The following is a 17,806-nucleotide window of genomic DNA, read 5'->3' on the forward strand; positions in this document are numbered from 1 at the left end:
GCCGGACAGCCGGTGCGGGACGTGACGTTCAGCCTATTCCTACTGACTGTAAGTTACACGCTTGTTACGCCCCGGCCCAGGGCGGGCGGCGTCCCGGCATCCGGGCGGCACCCGGGATGCGGTGTCAGACGACGGCGCCGTCGTCCGGATCGTGGTCGTCCCGGTCGCCCGGGCGCAGCCGCCAGATCAGCATCACGAAACCGGCCAGGATGCCGGTGAAGCCGAGCAGGGTGACCACCGACGGGTCGACGAGCGACACCACAGTGGGGGACAGGAACAGCAGGAAGCCGAGCACGATGCAGGCCACGCCGAGCACCGCGTACTTGGAGAAGCGGGGCAGCGGGGGCGGCGGGGGCGGGGTGTAGTGCTCCTCGTCGGAGGCCTCGTCGGGCAGGTTCGCGCCGAACGTGTCCAGGCCGTCGAGCAGCGACGGCTCGTCGTGCCGGTCCCGGCTGAGCGAGACGCCGGAGACGTCGGCGGCGTACGGCAGGCGGCGCACGTCGGTGGCGGTCGGGCCGGCCGGCTCCTCGGCCCGGCCGCCCGTGGCGGTGCCGGGTGCGGGCGGGTCGTCCACGTCCTCGGCGGCGGGCCAGGGGTGGCTGCCGGCGCTCGGGGCGGTGTGGAAACCGGCTACGATCTTCGCCCACTCGGCCTCGATGTCCGGCTCGTCGGCGCGCGGCGGGTCGCCCCCGCCCTCGTCGGCGAGCTGGGTCAGGTAGTCGCGGGCGGTGGTCAGGTGCGACCTGTCGACGTACAGCCGGTCGACCGGGCGGGCCGGGACGGTGGTGGTGCGGGTCACCGGGTTCAGGTCGGCCGAGGGCTGGAGGTAGGCCGCGATGCCACCGGCGGCGAGCACGTCGAGCAGGTGCTCGCCGACGCGTGGATCGACGTCGCCCGCGACCGCGTACTCGGCCGCGTCGAGCCCGTTGTCCCGTCGTCCCCGACGGGGCCCGCCCCCTGACACCGGACACCCCCTTCGCCGTTCCCTGCCCGTGCCCTGAATCGTGACACGTCGGCACCCGGTTCCGGGAGTGCGTTGTGGCGTGCCGCTCGTCGTTCGTACCCTCTTCCCGGACTCCCGCGGGCGCTGCCTGCGCCCGCGGGGCCATGCGGCGACCCGTCCGCCGCCACCGACACGGGAAGGACGCCGGTGCTGTACTGGCTGCTGAAGTACGTCGTTCTCGGCCCACTGCTGAGGTTGATCTTCCGCCCGCAGGTCGAGGGACTGGAGCACGTCCCGGCCACCGGCCCGGTGATCCTGGCCAGCAACCACCTCTCCTTCTCGGATTCGATCTTCACGCCGCTGATCGTCAAGCGAAAAGTCACCTTCATCGCGAAAGCCGAATACTTCACCGGTAAGGGACTCAAGGGCCGGCTCACCAAGATGTTCTTCGTCGGCTCCGGCACCATCCCGGTGGACCGCTCCGGCGGGCGGGCCGCCCGGGCCGCCCTCGACACCCAGCTCTCGGTGCTGCGTGCCGGTGGCATCGCCGGCATCTACCCGGAGGGCACCCGCTCGCCGGACGGCCGGCTCTACCGGGGCAAGACCGGCGTGGCGCGGCTGGCGCTCGAGAGCGGCGCCCCGGTCGTCCCGATGGCCATGCTCAACTCCGACGCCATCCAGCCCACCGGCCAGATCATCCCGAACCTGGGCCGGGTGCAGATCCGCTTCGGGCCGCCGCTGGACTTCTCCCGCTACGCCGGGATGGCCGGTGACCGGTTCGTCGAGCGGGCGGTCACCGACGAGATCATGTACGAGCTGATGGAGCTGTCCGGTCGCGAGTACGTCGACACGTACGCCCAGAAGGCCAAGAGCGCCGCGGCACGGCAGCCCGTCCCGGCCTGACCCTCAGCCCGCCCCGGCGATCCGCAGCAGCCCGCCGGCGGCGTGCCGGGCGGCGAACGCGCGTACCCGGGCCAGTGTCGCCGCGGCGGCCGGCGGGTCCGCCTCGGTCAGCGGCCCGACCGCCAGCGCGGACGCGATCATCTGGTCGGTGACGTCGGTCATCTCCGCGTACCCCTCGGCCGCGGCGGTGAGCAGCCGGCCCGCCCGCGCGGCGTCCCCGTCGCCCCGGGCCAGCGCCGCCTCCGCCGACCGCCCGGCCTCCCGCGCCCAGCGGGTCACCCGTGGCGCGTGGGCCAGCAGGTCGCGCACCAGCACCGCGGCGTCGCCGCCGAGCAGCGCCGCGACGTGACCGACAGCCGGCACCCACTCGGCGAACGGGATCATCGTGGTCTGCCGCCAGTCCTCGTCCAGCTCCGTCAGCAGCGCCACCGCCTCGTCCCGGCGGCCCTGCACCGCGCGGCAGAGCGCGGCGTGCGCCAGCGTGGAGCGCAGCACGCGCTGGAATCCGCTGCGCCGGGCCGCGACGAGTGCCTGGTCCACCAGGTCCGCACCGGCGCCCGGGCCGACCGGGTCGTCGCCGAGCGCCCGGATCCAGCCGGACACGGCCACGACGTGCATGTCCCACTCGTCGGTCGGGCGCCGGGTCGAGCCCTCGGCCATCCGCAGCGCCGCCGTCCAGTCCCCGCTGTAGTACGACCGGGTCCACTGGTCGCTGAAGCTCACGGTCAGGGCGTGCTCGCCGGCCAGGTCCAGCGAGCGCTGCTCGTCGACCAGCCGGGCCGAGCCGGTCAGGTCGCCCTCCTCCTGGAGCACCCAGGCCAGGTTGTGCACCGCGCGGCGGCGGCTGGTCAGCCGTTCCACCCGGCACTCCTCGGTGACCTCGGCCAGTTCCGCGTACGCCTCCTCGGCGCCGGCCTGGTAGCGGACCACCGCGAGCGTGATGCGCGCGTTCGCCCGGGCCTCGCGCAGCCCCAGCCGCTCGGCCAGCTCGGCGGCGGTGCGGGCGGCCACGCACGCCGGCTCGGTCTCCGCGTCGAGCATGTGCGCCCGGGCCAGCTCCAGCAGCACGCCCACCTTGTCCTCGCTGTCCGGCAGCGTGGCGTGCAGCCCGATCGCCCGGTCCAGGCAGCGCATCAGCTCCGAGCGGTCGGCCCGGGCGAAGGCCGCCGTGGCCAGCAGCCGCCACGCCTTCGCCGCACCGGGGCGGTCGCCGGCGTCGGCGAGCCGGTCGGCCAGCGTGGTGAGCAGCGCGGTCCCGCCGCCGTCGAGGAAGCCGTCCCGGTCCCGGTAGAACGCCAGCTCCGCCTGGAACAGCTCGAGCGCCGGGTCCGGACCGCACTCCACGCTCAGCGCGCGCTCCACCAGCGTGGCCGCCGTCTCCAGCGCGTGCAGGTCGTACGCCCGGCGTGCGGCCCGGTGCAGCGCGGACCGGGTCGCCGCGGCGTGCGGGGTCTGGTCCAGCCCGACCGTACGGGCGATCTCGTGTGCCGCCCAGCGGTGGTTGGCCAGCACCTCGGCCAGGTCGTGCTGCCGGCCGTCGGCGAGCTGCTCCAGCCAGTCGGCGGTGCGCTGGTGCCGGGCGACCCGCTCGGCCCGGGGCAGCCGCTGGTAGCAGACGTCCCGGACCAGCACGTGCCGGAACCGGTACTCCGCCTGGCCGGGCATGGCCGAGACGGGCAGCTCGTAGACCAGGTCGCGGCGCTGGAGGCGGTGCAGCGCGCGCTCGACCCACTCCGCCGGGCGGCCGAGCGCCAGCGCCACCGGCGCCGCCCAGAACTGCACCCCGACCACCGAGGCGGCCTGGAGCACCGCTCGGTCGGCCGGGTCGAGCAGGTCCAGCCGGTTGGCGATGACCGCCTGCACGGTACGCGGCATCCCGGCGCCCCCGACCGGGTCGACGAGTGCGAGCGCGGCGGTCCGCTCGGCGAGGCCGCCGTCGAGCAGCATCCGCGCGTACTCCTGGGCGTAGAGCGGGTTGCCGTCGGCGAACTCGATCAGCGGCGCGCGCGCGTCCTGCGGCAACGTGGCCTGGCCGAGCAGCAGCGAGTAGAGCGTGTCGATGTCCCCGTCGTGCATCGGCGGCACCGAGATGGACATCGCCCCGCTGATCGTGCCGGTCCAGGCCGGGTGCCGCTCGCGCAGCTCCGGCCGGGCGGTCGCCACGACGAGCAGCGGCACGTTGCGGGCCGCCGCGCCGAGCTGCTCGACGAAGGACAGCATCGCCTCGTCGGCCCAGTGCATGTCCTCGAAGACGAGCACAGTGGGACCGGTCGCGGCCAGGGTGAGCAGGAAGCGCCGCCACGCCGCCTCGGTCTCGGCCGAGGTGAGCCGTTCGCCGGAGACGCCGACGAGCGGGCCCAGCGCCTCGGCCAGCCGTGCCGCGTGCGGGTCGGCGAGGTGGCCCAGCCGCTCGCGCAGCCGGTCGCGGATGGTGGCCGGGTCGTCGGCGCCGGTCAGGCCGGCCCAGCTCCGGACGATGTCGGCCAGCGCGGCGTAGGTGACGTTCTCGCCGAACGGCGGGCACTGGCCGGTCAGCCAGGTGACCCGGGTGCCGGGCAGGCTGGCGGCGTGCCGGGCCAGCTCGCGCAGCAGCCGGCTCTTGCCCACGCCGGCCGGGCCGAAGACGGTGAGCAGCTGCGAGGTGCGCTCGGTCAGCGTGCGGTGCAACGCGCTGACCAGCAGGCCCCGCTCGTGGTCCCGGTCGACCATCGGAGTCAGCTCGGCGGTCTGCCCGTCGCGCCGGGGCCGCGCCCGTACGGCCAGCCAGATCCGGCTCACCGAGGACCGGCCGCGCAACGTCACAGGTGGCTGGTCGTCGTACTCCATCTCGCGCCGGGTGGCCGCCCAGGTGCTCTCGTCGACCACCACGCCGCCGACCGGGGCCAGCCCCTGCAACCGGCTGGCGGTGTTCACCACGTCGCCGGTGACGAACGCCTGGCCGCCGTCGCGTGCCGCGGCCAGGTCGACCAGGGCCTCGCCGGTGGCGATGCCGACCCGGAAACCGAGCGGCGGGTGCGGTCCGGCCGGCTGCCGGGCCAGGCTGCGTTGCAGCTCCAGCCCGGCGCGTACGCAGCGCAGCGCGTCGTTGTCGGTGGCCACCGGCGCGCCGAACAACGCCATGACGGCGTCGCCGATGTACTTCTCCACCACGCCGCCGTACTGGTGCACCAGCCGGCGCACCGTGGCGAAGTAGGCCTGTTGCAGGCCGCGGGCCTGTTCCGGGTCGGCCCGCTCGGCGTACGTCGTGAAGTCGACGATGTCGATGAAGAGCACGCTCACCTGGCGGCGGTCCTCCTGCACGGTGACCGCGTGGTCGCGCAGCGGCTGACCGCAGTTGGTGCAGAAGTTGGCGCCGGTGTCGTTGGCGTGGCCGCAGGACGGGCAGGCCGCCGCCAGCGGACGGCCGCACCCGCCGCAGAAACGGTCGTCCGGCCCGGCGGTGCGGGCGCAGTGTCCACAGGTGAGGTCGATGTCCGGCTCCGTACGCGTGAGGTCCCCAGTGTCCCGCGCGGCCGTGCAGTCGGGTACCCGACGGGTCGGCGGGACGTCACGGCTGTTCGGCCGGGTCTAGTCTCCCCTAGCAGGAAGTCCCGTCGACAGGGAGATTGCCGTGCACGTCCGGCTGTCCGCCTCATGGACCGATCCACGGGGGACGGTGTGGGCCGTCGGTGACACGGTCGACGTGGACGCTGTCACCCTCGCCGAACTGGAGGAAAAAGGCATGGTGGAGCAGCCCGCGGGTAGCGGATCGACCGAGACCACGACCACCACGACGACCCCGCCGAAGAAGACCGACCCGTCGAAGATCGGCCCGGGCCCCAGCTCGCCCCCGGCCGACACCACGAACGACTGACGCGGCGGTGGAGCCGGCGGGACGACCGCCGGCTCCACCGTGCCGGTCGGCTCAGGCCACCGCCGCCACCGCCGCCCGCCGCCGGGTGCGCTCACCGAGCGCGCGGGTCAGCATCGGTACGACGAGCGCCAGCGTGGCCAGGATGCCGATTCCCGACACGACGAGCAGCCACCGGGGCCCGATCAGCCCGAGCAGGGACGCCCCGGCGAGATAGGCCAGCACCTCCGCCCCGTACGGGAACATGTAGACGGTCCCGAAGACCACGCCCAGTCGTTCGGCGGGCACGTGCTGCTGGATAAGCGTGTCGGCCGCGACGTGGTGCCAGCCCGCGCCGGCTCCGGCCAGCGCCTGGCCGACCAGCGCCACGCCGATCACCGGGCTCACGCCGGTGAACAGCGTTCCGAGGCCGAGCGCGAGCACCGCGCCGTAGAGCACGAACTGCATCCGGGTGCGTCCGCCGGCCCTGGTCAGCAGCACCGGCCCGAGCACCATGCCCACACCGTAGGCGGTGCCGAGAAGGCCGATCATCACCTCGTCGGCCGCCAGCGCGGTGCGGCCGAGGGGCACCAGCGCCAGGTTGTCCAGCGCCGCGAACGTCACCAGCACCAGGAAGCCGACCGAGACCGCCCTGACCACCTGACTGTGCCGGACCACGCGCATGCCGGCACCGAGCACCCGGCGGAACGGCTCCCGCGCGGCGGCCGGCGTGGCGGGTGCCGACAGCCGCCGTACGCCCCGGATCAGCAGCGCGGACAGCACGAAGGTGGCCGCGTCGGCCACCAGCGTGGGACCGAGGCCGACGGTGGCCAGCATCAGTCCGCCGAGGGCCGGTCCGGTGGCGAAACCGATGTTCATGCCGACCGCCAGCTGGGCGTTCGCGGCCGGCAGCCGGTCCTGTCCGACCAGGCGGGGCAGCAGGCCGCGACCGGCAGGGGTGAAGGCCGTGGCGGCCACTGTCGCAGCGGTGACCGCCGCGAGCAGCACCGGCAGCGGCGGCATCAGCAGCGCCACGGCCAGGTAGAGCAGGGCCTGGATCAGGTCGCAGCCCACCATCAGCCGGCGTTGGTCGAACCGGTCGGCGAGTGCGCCCAGCAACGGCCCCAGCAGCCTCGGCGCGGTGGTCGCCAGCAGCAGCAGTGCCACCGCGGTGCCGCCGTACGCGTCATAGGCGGCGATGAGCAGCGCGGTCCGGGCCAGCTGATCGCCCAGATAGGAGACGAGCCGGGCGGACCAGTAACGACGGAAGGCGATATTGCCGCGGATCAGTGACATGCCCGTCAACTCCTCGCTGCGGTCGGTCTGCCCGGTGGGGCACCGGGCCAGGGGCGCGCCGGGCAACCTTGGCAGCGGGTCCGAGGCGTGGACAACCACTCTTCAGCCAGCGATTCATAGAGATTTGTCTATTTTGTCCGGCTGGTTCTCCTCGTAACGTCTGTCCCGTGCACGGCGCCACCGACGGACCGACGATCTCCGGGAGGAACGATGACCAACACGACCGCCACCACCGCGACCACCACGACCGCCTGGGCCGGCCCCGGCTTCTGGGCGGGCCCCGGTTTCTGGGCGGGTCCGGGCTTCTGGGCCGGCCCGGGCTTCACCGCCGCGTCGGGGCAGAGCTGGGCCGGCCCGACCCGCTGAACCGCAAACGGCAGCGCCGGCCAACCCTCGGGGTGGCCGGCGCTGCCGTTTGCGATGCGGAGGCGACGCTAGCGGTCGTTCATGCCGGCCCGGCGGCGCAGCGCGGCCACGTCGGTGACCACGATGCGGCGTCCCTCGGTACGCAGCCAGCCGCGGCTGGCGAACGAGCCGATGGCCTGGTTGACGCTCTGCCGGGAGCCGCCGGCCATCTCGGCGAGCTGGCTCTGGTTCAGCTCGATCGTGATCATCGGGGCCTGGCTCTCGCCGGCCAGCCGGACCAGCGTCTTTGCCACCCGGCCGGGCAGGTCGAGGAAGACGTGGTCGGCGTTCTGCTCGGTGAGCCGGCGGATCAGCTGGCCCAGCGAGCGCATCACCGCGTCCAGGATGCGCGGGTTGGAGTGCACCAGCTCCATGAACGCGGGCCGGGACAGCGCGAGCGCGGCGCAGTCCTCGATCGCCTCGGCCGACGCCGAGCGGGTGGAGGCGTCCAACAGGGACACCTCGCCGAGCACGTCCGGGGGTCGGATCACCGACAGCACCGCGCGCTCGCCGGTCGGTGCGGTGCGGAACACCGCCACCGCGCCGCGGCGCAGCACGATCAGCGACTCGCCGGGGTCGTTCTCGACGAACAGCAGCTGGCCCTTGCGGTACGTGCGCGGTACGGCGGCGGCGATGACACGCTGCCGGACCTCCGGCTCAAGCCCGGCGAACATCTCCACACCCGTGAGCGCGTCACCCGGCTCCGGCAGGCGAGACTCCACGGCTCAACCCCTCCCCGGTCAGAAGTCACGACTCGCACACCGGGTGAAGCTGTCATTCCCGGTACGAGGCAGCTCAACCGGTTCGGCGCCCGACGGCGGTACACATCAGATCATGACGCTCTCGTCGCGTGCTGTACACCCCCGGAAACACTTCCGTGACCATGCCCGGCCGCCGCCGGCACGCCCGCCGACCTCGGCGGACGCCCCGGCGACCGGCCCGTAACGGTGATGGGCGAGGATGAGGGCGATGGTTTACCGCTATTTCTACGACTGCGAATTCATCGAGGACGGCCGCATCGTCGACCTGGTGTCGATCGGCGTCGTCGACGAGTACGGCCGCGAGTTCTACGCGGTCTCCACCGAGTTCGACGACTCCCGGGCGGTGCCCTGGGTGCGGCGCAACGTGCTGGACAAGCTCCCCTCGCCGGCCGACCGGGCCTGGCGCTCCCGGGAGCGCATCCGCGACGACCTGCACGAGTTCCTGATGGAGCCGGTGCGGGACCGGCCGGGCGAGCAGTTGGAGCTGTGGGCCTGGTACGCCGCGTACGACCACGTCGTGCTGGCCCAGCTCTGGGGCGCGATGCCGGCGTTGCCCCGGGAGATCCCCCGCTTCACCAAGGAGCTGCGCCAGCTCTGGGACGACCGGGGCCGCCCCCGGCTGCCGGACGCCGAGGCCGACCGGCACGACGCGCTGGTCGACGCGCGGCACAACCTGGCGCGCTGGCGGGCGATGACGGCGCGGGAGGTTTGACCGGTTCCGCCCAGGGCACGGGAGCGGCATCTACGCCGATCCGAGACAGGAGTGCCCCATGAGCCATGAGCCGACAAACGCCGCGGACGCCCGCCGCCGGGTCACCGAGCTGATCCGGGACGCCCGGATCTGCCTGCTCACCACCACCGGCGTGGACGGGCGTCTGGTCAGCCGCCCGATGGGGTTGCAGGAGGCGGAGTTCGACGGCGATCTGTGGTTCTTCGCGTACGCCGACTCGGCGAAGGTGCGGCAGATCCGGGTCAATCCGCAGGTGAACGTCGGTTTCTCCGACCAGCGCCACCACGCCTGGGTGTCGGTCGCCGGCACCGCCACCGAGGAGTGGGACCCCGAGCGGGCGAAGGAGTTGTGGAGCCCGGTGCTGAAGGCGTGGTTCCCGGACGGGCTGGACACGCCGGGGATCACGTTGATCAAGGTGCACGCCGGGTCGGCTGAGTACTGGGACTCGCCCGGCAGCACCGTGGTCAACCTGCTCGGCTTCGCCAAGGCGGCGGTGACCGGCAAGCCGCCGAAGGCGGGGGAGAACCACGAGGTCAGCTACTGACGGGTAGCCCGTCCGCCGTCCGGAACGGCCCGGGGTGCGGTGTCGGCGTACACCTGCGCCGACTACAGTGCGCAGTGACGGCCCGCCCCGGGCCGGCAACGGCGCCGATGGTCTGATCTGACACATATCCTGGGGCTTATCCGGGCTTCACCTGATGCTCCAGGAGGATGAGCAGATCATGCGTATCGGCGTGCTCACCGGCGGCGGCGACTGCCCAGGTCTCAACGCGGTGATTCGGGCGGTGGTCCGCAAGGGCGTCGCCACCTACGGTCACGAGTTCGTGGGCTTCCGCGACGGCTGGAAGGGCCCGCTCGAGGGCCTGACCAAGCCGCTCGGCATCGCCGAGGTGCGCGGCATCCTGCCCCGCGGCGGCACCATCCTCGGCTCGTCCCGCACCAACCCGTTCAAGATCGAGAACGGCGTGGAGCGGATCAAGGACAACCTGGCCGCCCAGGGTGTGGACGCGCTGATCGCGATCGGCGGCGAGGACACGCTCGGCGTCGCCACCAAGCTGCACGAGCTGGGCGTCAACGTCATCGGTGTGCCGAAGACGATCGACAACGACCTCGGTGCGACCGACTACACGTTCGGCTTCGACACCGCCGTCAACATCGCCATGGAGGCGATCGACCGTCTGCACACCACCGCGGAGAGCCACCACCGCACGCTCGTGGTCGAGGTCATGGGCCGGCACGCCGGCTGGATCGCGCTGCACGCCGGCCTCGCCGGTGGCGCCAACGTGATCCTGCTGCCGGAGCGGCAGTTCGACGTCGAGCAGGTCGCCGGCTACGTCGAGAAGCGCTTCCAGCACCAGTACGCCCCGATCGTCGTGGTCGCCGAGGGCGCCCAGCCGCTCGACGGCCAGATGGTCCTGCACAACCAGGAGCTGGACGCCTTCGGTCACGTCCGTCTCGGCGGCATCGGCCAGTGGCTGGCCGAGCAGCTGGAGGCGAAGACCGGCAAGGAGGCCCGCACCGTGGTGCTCGGCCACATCCAGCGCGGCGGCACCCCGACCGCGTTCGACCGGGTGCTGGCGACCCGGCTCGGCCTCCACGCGATCGACGCCGCGCACGAGGGCGACTGGGGCAAGATGGTCGCGATGCAGAGCACTGACATCGTCCGGGTCCCGCTCGCCGACGCCACCCGCGAGCTGAAGACCGTGCCGCTGGAGCGGTACGCCGAGGCCGAGGTCTTCTTCGGCAGCTGATCGACGGCGCACGGGCGTGGCGGGCCGGCGATCCGGCCCGCCACGCCCTGCCCACGTGAACCCGGGAAGGGGTACGGCTGATGGCACGCCAGGTGCACACGGTCGCGGTGATCGGCGCCGGCAAGATCGGTGAGCTGATGCTCTCCGGGCTGCTGCGTTCCGGCTGGCCGGTGGAGCGGCTGCTGGCCACCGCGCGCCGGCCGGCGCGGGCGCGGGAGCTGGCCGACCGCTACGGCGTACGGGTGGTGGACAACCTCACCGCCGTGACCGAGGCCGAGGTGCTTGCCGTGTCGGTCAAGCCCCAGGACGCCGCCGCGCTGCTGGACGAGATCGGCCCGAAGGTCCCGGCCGACAAGCTGGTCATCTCGCTGTGCGCCGGCCTGCCGACCGCCTTCTTCAACCGCCGGCTGCCCGAGGGCACCCCTGTGGTGCGGGTCATGACGAACACCCCGGCGCTGGTCGACGAGGCGATGAGCGCGATCTCGGCGGGCGCGTACGCCACCGGCGAGCACCTGGCCCTGGCGGAGGAGATGTTCTCCCCGCTCGGCTCGACCGTGCGGGTGCCCGAGTCGCAGCAGGACGCGGTCACCGCGCTCTCCGGCTCCGGCCCGGCCTACTTCTACCTGCTGGTCGAGGCGATGATCGACGCGGGCATCCTGCTCGGCCTGCCCCGTCAGGTGGCGCACGAGCTGATCGTGCAGACCGCGATCGGCTCGGCGGTGATGCTGCGCGACTCCGGCGAACACCCGGTGAAGCTGCGCGAGGCGGTCACCTCGCCCGCGGGCACCACCATCTCCGCGATCCGCGAGCTGGAGAACCACGGCGTCCGCGCGGCCATGCTGGCGGCGCTGGAGGCGGCCCGGGACCGCGCCCGGGAACTCGCCGCCCAGGCCGACTGACGGTCAGCCGGAACGCGGTGCCGGCCGCCGGTGCCGGCGGAGCAGCAGGATCAGTACGGCCAGGGCGAGCGACCCCCACAGCGGCACCCAGCGGGGCCGGTGCTGGGCGAGCGTGCCGACCGCGCCGCCGACGCTGTAGCTGACCAGGGCGAGCAGCCCGAGCAGGGTGCCCCGCCGGGCGCGGCCTCGGCCGGCAGTGGGGCCGAACAGCCAGCGGGCGGCCCGTTCACCGGTCTTCGTCGTGGTGTCCGACTGGTAGGTGATCGGCGTCGCGATGCCCGCGGTGCGGGTCGCCACAGTGGTCAGGCTGCCCATGGCGATCGCGCCGGCCGCGGCGAGCAGCACCCGGGACGCCGTGCCGTCCCGGCCGTACGCGAGCACCACGTTGAGCACCGCCCAGACGACCATGGCGGCCTCGGTGACGGCGATGTCCACAAGTGGCGCCGCCGTCGGGCGGGTCCGGCGGCGGAGCAGGCTCACCAGTCCGGCGGTGGTGGCGAACGCGACGATCGAGGCCGCGGAGACCGGCCACGTGGGATGCCCGCCGGCCGGTCCCATGCCGAGGAAGATGGCGTTGCCGGACTGGTTGGCGACGAACGCGCCGTACCGCAGGAACGCGAAGGCGTCCAGCGCGCCGGCGGTGACGACGGCGAGCACGAGCGCCGGGAGCGGATGGCGGAACTCGCGGTAGGAGTCAGTGGGGCCGTACGGCGCCGACTGGTTCACCCTTCCCCCGTCCGTGTGCAGGAGCGGCCCCGGCGGTGTCCGGGAGTTTGCCTGTCGGACCGCTGCGGCGAACCTACTATATGTCCCATATGTAGGTATTCGGCCGTTTCGGTGGGCGGTCGCCGGTGGACGGGGTGACATGGCGGCGAGCGGACGCGCGACCGGCCGGCCGCCGCGGCACAACCTCGTCGCGATCGTGTCGATCGTCGTCCTCTCCGGCGCCTTCTTCGGCTACAACCAGGGCGTCATCAGCGGTGCGCTGCACGACATCCGGCGCACGTTCGACGTGGACACCTTCGAGGTGGAGGTGGCGGCGAGCTGGGTGACGCTCGGCGCGCTGGCCGGTGCGCTCGCCGGCGGTCACCTCGCCGACCGGATCGGCCGGCGGGGCGCGCTGTGGGTCGCCGCCGGCGCGTACGTCGTCGGCACGATCGTGCAGGCGGCGGCCCCGGCCATCGGCGCCCTGCTCGGCGCGCGGCTGCTCCTCGGGGTGGGCATCGGCGTGGCCTCGGTCGCCGGGCCGATGTTCGCGGCCGAGGCGGCGCCGGAACGCATCCGTGGTGGCCTGCTCGCGGTCTACCAGTTCTCGACCACCTTCGCGATCTTCATCGGCTACCTGGCGGACGAGCTGTTCACCGGCGGCGAGTCGTGGCGGTACCTGCTCGGCGCCGCGGTCGTGCTGGGTGTGGGACTGATCCTGGTCACCGTGGTGGTGCCCGACTCGGCGGTCTGGTACCTCAAGCGGGGCGACCGGCGCCGCGCCCGGGAGTCGCTGTGCCGGACCGTCCCCGAGCGCCGGGTGGAGCAGCGCCTCGGCGAGGTCGAGAAGAGCCTGCACGGCCGGAAGGCGAGCTGGCGGGAACTGCTGTCCCCGCAGTGGCGGCGTCCGCTCGCGCTGGGCGTGGGGCTGGCGTTGTTCCAGCAGACGACAGGGATCAACGGCATCATCTACTACGCCGACTCGATCTTCGCGGCGGCCGGTTTCCGTACCCCGGAGGCGCAGCTCTCCGCGACCACCTGGGCGATCGGCGCGGTGGACGCGGCGTTCGCGCTCGTCGCGGTGGGCCTGCTCGACCGCGTCGGCCGCCGGCCGCTGCTGCTGGTAGGCCTGGCCGGGATGGCGGTCTCGCTCGCCGTGGTCAGCGTCAGCTTCCTGGGTACGGGCGCCGGGCGCGGCGACGGCCGGCTCACCACAGCGGGCCTGTTCCTGCTGGTCGGCGTGATCTTCTTCGTCGCGTTCTATGCGGTGTCCATCGGCCCGGCGGCGTGGACCGTGATCAACGAGATCTATCCCGGTCCGATCCGCGGCCGGTGCGTGGCGATCGCGTCGGCGACCCACTGGGGTACGGAGTACCTGATCACGCAGTTCTTCCTGAGCCTGCTCGACGCGCTCGGCCGCTCGGGTGTGTTCGCGCTGTTCGCCGGCCTGTGCGTGCTCGGCTTCCTGTTCGTCCGGCGCTACCTGCCGGAGACCAGGGGCCGGACCCTGGAGCAGATCCAGCAGATGTGGGTCGCCGGCTACGACCGGCGCAAGCGGGCGCACGCCGAGTCCTGAGATCTTGCTGAAAGCCTGCTTTCTCAGCAAACCCCTCCTAATGTGACGGAATAGCCGAAAGTACGTGAAGGGATCGCGACGTGCATCTCACGCCGAAGGAATTCGACAAGCTGACGATTCACTCGCTGGCGATGGTGGCCAACGCCCGCAAGGCGCGCGGGGTCAAGCTCAACCACCCCGAGGCGGTGGCGGTGATCTGCGCCGCGGCGCTCGAAGGCGCGCGCGAGGGCAAGACCGTCGAGGAGGTCATGAACGACGCGAGCCACGTGCTCACGGCCGACGACGTGATCCCCGGCGTGGCGGACATGATCCCGATGCTCCAGGTCGAAGCGGTCTTCACCGACGGGTCGCGGCTGATCACCGTCCACTCACCCATCCAGTAGAGCAGCGCCCGGAGGCCGTGGTCTCCGGCAGAGCGGGGGCGACATGGCGAAGCAACACCCGGGACCGAACTCCAAGCACCTTCGGCCCATCGGCGGCTACAAGCTCAGCGACCAACCTCTGGAACTCAACGCCGGGCGGCCGGTGACCGAGGTGGTCGTGCACAACACCGGTGACCGGCCCATCCAGGTCGGTTCCCACTTCCACTTCTTCGAGGCCAACCGCTTCCTGGAGTTCGACCGCCCGGCGGCGTTCGGCAAGCGGCTGAACATCCCGGCCACCACCTCGATCCGGTTCGAGCCCGGCGACCGCAAGACCGTCCAGCTCGTCCCGTACGGCGGTTCCCAGCGGGTGTACGGCTTCAACGGCCTGGTCCAGGGCTGGACCGGGGACGGGCCGATCCCCGGCTACCGGCCGGACCGGGAAGAGGCGCTCCACCAGGCCCAGACGCGCGGCTTCAAGACCACGTCGCAGCAGCAGGACCAGGGCAAGGGCCAGGACCAAGGCAAGGGCAAGGGCAAGTAGCCCGGCCACTCTCAGACGCGCCAGAGCTGGAGCGATAACGCATGAGTCAGATCTCACGGCAGGAATACGCCGGAATGTACGGCCCGACCACGGGCGACCAGATCCGGCTGGGTGACACCGACCTCTACATCGAGATCGAGAAGGACCTGCGGGTCCTCGGTGACGAGGTCATGTACGGCGGTGGCAAGACGCTACGGGACGGCATGGGCAGCGCCAGCGAGGCCACCAGCGCCGAGGGCGTGGTGGACCTGGTGATCACCAACGTCACCGTGCTGGACGCGCTGCTCGGCGTGGTCAAGGCGGATGTCGGGATCAAGGACGGCATGATCGTCGGGATCGGCAAGGCCGGCAACCCGAACGTGATGGACGGGGTGACCCCGGGCCTGGTGACCGGGCCGGGCACCGACGCGATCTCCGGTGAGCACCTGATCCTGACCGCCGGCGGCATCGACGCGCACGTCCACCTGCTCACGCCGTCGCAGGCGTACGCGGCGCTGAGCAACGGCGTCACCACCCTCTGGGGCGGCGGCACCGGCCCCACCGACAGCAGCAACGGCGTCACCATCACGCCCGGCCCGTGGAACATCCACAACATGATGCGGGCCTTCGAGAGCGTGCCGATCAACGTCGGCATCCTGGGGAAGGGCAACAGCAGCGGCCGTGCCCCGCTGGTGGAGCAGATCCTGGCCGGGGTGCCCAGCTTCAAGATCCATGAGGACTGGGGTGCGCCGCCCGCGGTGCTGCGCACCTGCCTGGCTGTCGCGGACGAGTACGACGTGCAGGTCAGCGTGCACACGGACACGCTCAACGAGAGCGGCTACATCGAGGACTCTGTTGCCGCCTTCGAGGGACGGACCGTCCACAGCTTCCACACCGAGGGCGCCGGCGGCGGGCACGCGCCGGACATCATCAAGCTCGCCGGCCTGATGAACGTGCTGCCCGCGTCGACCACGCCCACGGTGCCGTACGGCATCAACAGCCAGTCCGAGCTGTACGACATGATCATGGTCTGCCACAACTTCAACCCGAAGGTGCCCTCGGACGTCGCGTTCGTGGAGAGCCGGATCCGCACCGAGACCATCTCCGCCGAGGACGTCCTGCTCGACGAGGGCGTCATCTCGATGATGCAGAGCGACTCCCAGGCCATGGGCCGCATCGGCGAGACCTGGTTGCGCACGATCCAGCTCGCCGGCCAGATGAAGAACGTCCGCGGCAAGCTGGCCGAGGACTCCGACGCCAACGACAACTTCCGCGTGCTCCGCTACGTCGCGAAGATGACCATCAATCCGGCGATCACCCAGGGCGTCTCGCACATCATCGGCTCGGTCGCCCCGGGCAAGCTCGCCGACCTCGTCCTCTGGGAACCGGCCTTCTTCGGCGTCAAGCCGAAGATGGTGCTCAAGGGCGGGATGATCGCGTGGTCGATCATGGGCGACCCGAACGCCTCACTGCCCACGCCGCAGCCGGTCTACTACCGGGAGGCGTTCGGCGCGTCCGGATCCCAGCTCGCCAGGAACTGCGTGACCTTCGTGTCGAAGGCCGCGCACGAGTGCGGCATCGGCGAGCAACTGGGCCTGCAACGGCGGGTCATGCCGGTCTACCGGTGCCGCAACCTGACCAAGCGGGACATGGTGCGCAACGACCGCCTGCCGAAACTGGAGGTCGACCCGGAGACCTTCGCCGTGAAGATGGACGGCGTGCACGCGACGGTGCCGGCGGCCAAGAACCTCCCCCTCAGCCAGCTCTACTTCTTCAGCTGACCCGGCGCGGTGCCCGCTCCCGGCCGGGCCGGCGGCGGGGTCGCGTGAAAGGAGAACACATGCTCGTCGAAACCGTACTCGGCAACGTGAACGAGCCGGCCTGGACCGAGCGGCTCCGGGAGGCCAAGGTCGACGACCTGGTCCTCGACCAGTGGGACGCCCAGAAGAGCCGGCTGCGCCGGACCACCAGCCTCGGCACCGAACTGGCGCTGTCCCTGGCGCGCGGCGTACGGCTGCGTGACGGCGACGTGCTGGCCTGGGACGACGCCACAGCGACCGCTGTGGTGGCCCGGATCGCGCTCGGCGAGGTGATGGTGGTGCACCTCGACACGCTGCACGGCGAGTCGCTGGACATGGTGATCCGCTCGGCCGTCGAGCTGGGCCACGCGATCGGCAACCAGCACTGGCCGGCGGTGGTGAAGGGCACCAAGATGTACGTCCCGCTCACCGTGGACCGCAAGGTCATGGACTCGGTGATGCGGACCCACGCGTTCACCGGCCTCACCCACGAGTTCATCCCGGGCACCGAGATCATCGCGTACCTGGCCCCGCACGAGTCGCGGCGCCTGTTCGGCGGGGCCGACTCGACCCCGCACACGCACCTGCCCGCCGACCTGAACTGAGGGGCCGGGGTGGCCACTGTGACCGAGGCCCTGAAGCTGCTCCAGTTCGGCGACTCGGTCTTCCCGGTCGGCGCCTTCTCCTTCTCCAACGGGTTGGAGACGGCGGTCGAGCAGGGCGCGGTGCACGACCGGACGACGTTGCAGGAGTTCGTGCGGACGGTCACGCGCGCCGCCGCCACCGGTGACGGGGTGGCGCTGCTCGTGGCGCACCGCGCCGCCCGCGCCGGCGACCTCGACCGCATCCGGGCGGCCGACGAGGCCGTACACCTGCGCAAGATCAATGAGGAGACGCGGACCATGACCGTCCGCATGGGGCGCAAGCTGGCCGAGGCCGCCGAACGGGTGGTGGGGGAGTCCCTGCTGCGCAAGCGGGTCGCGGAGAGCGGCGCCGGCGTCCCGGTCACCTACCCGGTCGCGCTCGGCGTGCTCTTCGCCGAACTCGGCGTGGGCGAGGCGGACGCGTTCGCCGCCCACCAGTACGGCGCGGCCTCCATGGTGCTCGGCGCGGCGGTCCGGCTGATGCGGGTGGACCACCTCGACACCCAGTCGATCCTCTTCGCGGTCAACGAGCGGGTCGGCGAGGACTACGAGGAGGTGCGGACCGCCGGGCTCGACGACATGCAGAGCTTCGCGCCGCACCTCGACGTGCTGGCCGGCGCGCACCAGCACGCACACGTACGGATGTTCATGAGCTGAGCGCTCCCGCTCATCACCTGAAG

At 72.2% G+C, this 17,806-nt stretch carries 17 protein-coding genes and 1 pseudogene; 13 read left to right on the forward strand and 5 right to left on the reverse strand.

Annotated features, from left to right (window positions below; genetic code table 11):
- Positions 1–124: 124 nt before the first annotated feature.
- Positions 125–964, reverse strand: a complete 840-nt coding sequence (locus Q3W68_RS24270) for a DUF308 domain-containing protein (RefSeq protein WP_302907659.1) — start codon at positions 962–964, stop codon at positions 125–127.
- 186 nt (positions 965–1,150) lie between these two features.
- On the opposite strand from Q3W68_RS24270, the gene Q3W68_RS24275 reads away from it, so the two are divergent.
- Positions 1,151–1,846, forward strand: coding sequence for a 1-acyl-sn-glycerol-3-phosphate acyltransferase (locus tag Q3W68_RS24275; protein WP_302907660.1), 696 nt, complete (start codon positions 1,151–1,153; stop codon positions 1,844–1,846).
- Positions 1,847–1,849: 3 nt separating this feature from the next.
- Here the strand turns inward: Q3W68_RS24275 and Q3W68_RS24280 are convergent, their stop codons facing one another.
- On the reverse strand, positions 1,850–5,317 hold the full coding sequence (locus Q3W68_RS24280) for an adenylate/guanylate cyclase domain-containing protein (protein ID WP_302907933.1): 3,468 nt from the start codon (positions 5,315–5,317) through the stop codon (positions 1,850–1,852).
- A 139-nt stretch (positions 5,318–5,456) separates the two neighbouring features.
- Here Q3W68_RS24280 and Q3W68_RS24285 point away from each other — a divergent pair, with 139 nt between their 5' ends.
- A complete protein-coding gene (locus Q3W68_RS24285) occupies positions 5,457–5,699 on the forward strand; it encodes a hypothetical protein (protein WP_013287665.1) in 243 nt (80 codons plus the stop codon).
- Between the two features lie 51 nt (positions 5,700–5,750).
- Here the strand turns inward: Q3W68_RS24285 and Q3W68_RS24290 are convergent, their stop codons facing one another.
- Complete coding sequence (locus tag Q3W68_RS24290; RefSeq protein ID WP_302907661.1) at positions 5,751–6,971, reverse strand: MFS transporter; 1,221 nt, start codon at positions 6,969–6,971, stop codon at positions 5,751–5,753.
- A gap of 210 nt (positions 6,972–7,181) precedes the next feature.
- Between Q3W68_RS24290 and Q3W68_RS24295 the strand changes: the two genes are divergently transcribed.
- The gene (locus Q3W68_RS24295) at positions 7,182–7,337 is read left to right on the forward strand and encodes a hypothetical protein (protein WP_302907662.1); all 156 of its coding nucleotides are present in this window, start codon (positions 7,182–7,184) and stop codon (positions 7,335–7,337) included.
- 68 nt (positions 7,338–7,405) lie between these two features.
- On the opposite strand, the gene Q3W68_RS24300 is transcribed toward Q3W68_RS24295, so the two are convergent.
- Entirely contained in the window at positions 7,406–8,098 is a 693-nt protein-coding gene (locus Q3W68_RS24300) for a Crp/Fnr family transcriptional regulator (protein WP_013287664.1), read from the reverse strand.
- A gap of 247 nt (positions 8,099–8,345) precedes the next feature.
- Here Q3W68_RS24300 and Q3W68_RS24305 point away from each other — a divergent pair, with 247 nt between their 5' ends.
- From Q3W68_RS24305 to proC, 4 genes are all read left to right on the forward strand, one after another.
- Positions 8,346–8,849: a polyadenylate-specific 3'-exoribonuclease AS gene (locus Q3W68_RS24305; RefSeq protein WP_120568783.1), complete on the forward strand. Its 504-nt coding sequence runs from the start codon at positions 8,346–8,348 to the stop codon at positions 8,847–8,849.
- 58 nt (positions 8,850–8,907) lie between these two features.
- Positions 8,908–9,411: a pyridoxamine 5'-phosphate oxidase family protein gene (locus tag Q3W68_RS24310; RefSeq protein ID WP_302907663.1), complete on the forward strand. Its 504-nt coding sequence runs from the start codon at positions 8,908–8,910 to the stop codon at positions 9,409–9,411.
- A 178-nt stretch (positions 9,412–9,589) separates the two neighbouring features.
- Positions 9,590–10,618, forward strand: coding sequence for a 6-phosphofructokinase (locus tag Q3W68_RS24315; protein ID WP_030273929.1), 1,029 nt, complete (start codon positions 9,590–9,592; stop codon positions 10,616–10,618).
- 80 nt (positions 10,619–10,698) lie between these two features.
- Entirely contained in the window at positions 10,699–11,517 is an 819-nt protein-coding gene (gene proC / locus Q3W68_RS24320) for a pyrroline-5-carboxylate reductase (protein ID WP_302907664.1), read from the forward strand.
- Between the two features lie 3 nt (positions 11,518–11,520).
- Here the strand turns inward: proC and Q3W68_RS24325 are convergent, their stop codons facing one another.
- Positions 11,521–12,243 carry a YoaK family protein gene (locus tag Q3W68_RS24325; RefSeq protein WP_302907665.1) on the reverse strand — a complete coding sequence of 241 codons (723 nt, stop codon included), beginning with the start codon at positions 12,241–12,243 and terminating at the stop codon, positions 11,521–11,523.
- A 139-nt stretch (positions 12,244–12,382) separates the two neighbouring features.
- Here Q3W68_RS24325 and Q3W68_RS24330 point away from each other — a divergent pair, with 139 nt between their 5' ends.
- The 6 genes and pseudogenes from Q3W68_RS24330 (at position 12,383) to Q3W68_RS24355 (ending at position 17,783) form a co-directional block, all read left to right on the forward strand.
- Positions 12,383–13,798, forward strand: coding sequence for a sugar porter family MFS transporter (locus Q3W68_RS24330; RefSeq protein ID WP_302907666.1), 1,416 nt, complete (start codon positions 12,383–12,385; stop codon positions 13,796–13,798).
- Between the two features lie 80 nt (positions 13,799–13,878).
- Positions 13,879–14,181 carry an urease subunit gamma gene (locus tag Q3W68_RS24335; RefSeq protein ID WP_013287657.1) on the forward strand — a complete coding sequence of 101 codons (303 nt, stop codon included), beginning with the start codon at positions 13,879–13,881 and terminating at the stop codon, positions 14,179–14,181.
- Positions 14,182–14,224: 43 nt separating this feature from the next.
- A pseudogene (locus Q3W68_RS24340) lies at positions 14,225–14,560 on the forward strand (urease subunit beta); the annotation flags it as partial.
- 185 nt (positions 14,561–14,745) lie between these two features.
- Complete coding sequence (locus tag Q3W68_RS24345; protein WP_302907668.1) at positions 14,746–16,464, forward strand: urease subunit alpha; 1,719 nt, start codon at positions 14,746–14,748, stop codon at positions 16,462–16,464.
- Between the two features lie 59 nt (positions 16,465–16,523).
- Positions 16,524–17,087, forward strand: a complete 564-nt coding sequence (gene ureE, locus Q3W68_RS24350) for an urease accessory protein UreE (protein ID WP_013475749.1) — start codon at positions 16,524–16,526, stop codon at positions 17,085–17,087.
- 18 nt (positions 17,088–17,105) lie between these two features.
- Positions 17,106–17,783: an urease accessory protein UreF gene (locus tag Q3W68_RS24355; protein ID WP_302907669.1), complete on the forward strand. Its 678-nt coding sequence runs from the start codon at positions 17,106–17,108 to the stop codon at positions 17,781–17,783.
- Positions 17,784–17,806: the final 23 nt, after the last annotated feature.

The sequence above is a fragment of the Micromonospora sp. C28ISP2-4 genome, assembly GCF_030519385.1.
Lineage (GTDB): Bacteria > Actinomycetota > Actinomycetes > Mycobacteriales > Micromonosporaceae > Micromonospora > Micromonospora tulbaghiae.

Excerpts from the sequence above, each read along its gene's own strand:
- Q3W68_RS24290 (WP_302907661.1), bottom strand. The coding sequence starts at position 6,971 with ATGTCACTGATCCGCGGCAATATCGCCTTCCGTCGTTACTGGTCCGCC.
- Q3W68_RS24295 (WP_302907662.1), top strand. The coding sequence starts at position 7,182 with ATGACCAACACGACCGCCACCACCGCGACCACCACGACCGCCTGGGCC.
- Q3W68_RS24305 (WP_120568783.1), top strand. The coding sequence starts at position 8,346 with ATGGTTTACCGCTATTTCTACGACTGCGAATTCATCGAGGACGGCCGC.
- Q3W68_RS24310 (WP_302907663.1), top strand. The coding sequence starts at position 8,908 with ATGAGCCATGAGCCGACAAACGCCGCGGACGCCCGCCGCCGGGTCACC.
- Q3W68_RS24315 (WP_030273929.1), top strand. The coding sequence starts at position 9,590 with ATGCGTATCGGCGTGCTCACCGGCGGCGGCGACTGCCCAGGTCTCAAC.
- proC (WP_302907664.1), top strand. The coding sequence starts at position 10,699 with ATGGCACGCCAGGTGCACACGGTCGCGGTGATCGGCGCCGGCAAGATC.
- Q3W68_RS24330 (WP_302907666.1), top strand. The coding sequence starts at position 12,383 with ATGGCGGCGAGCGGACGCGCGACCGGCCGGCCGCCGCGGCACAACCTC.
- Q3W68_RS24345 (WP_302907668.1), top strand. The coding sequence starts at position 14,746 with ATGAGTCAGATCTCACGGCAGGAATACGCCGGAATGTACGGCCCGACC.
- ureE (WP_013475749.1), top strand. The coding sequence starts at position 16,524 with ATGCTCGTCGAAACCGTACTCGGCAACGTGAACGAGCCGGCCTGGACC.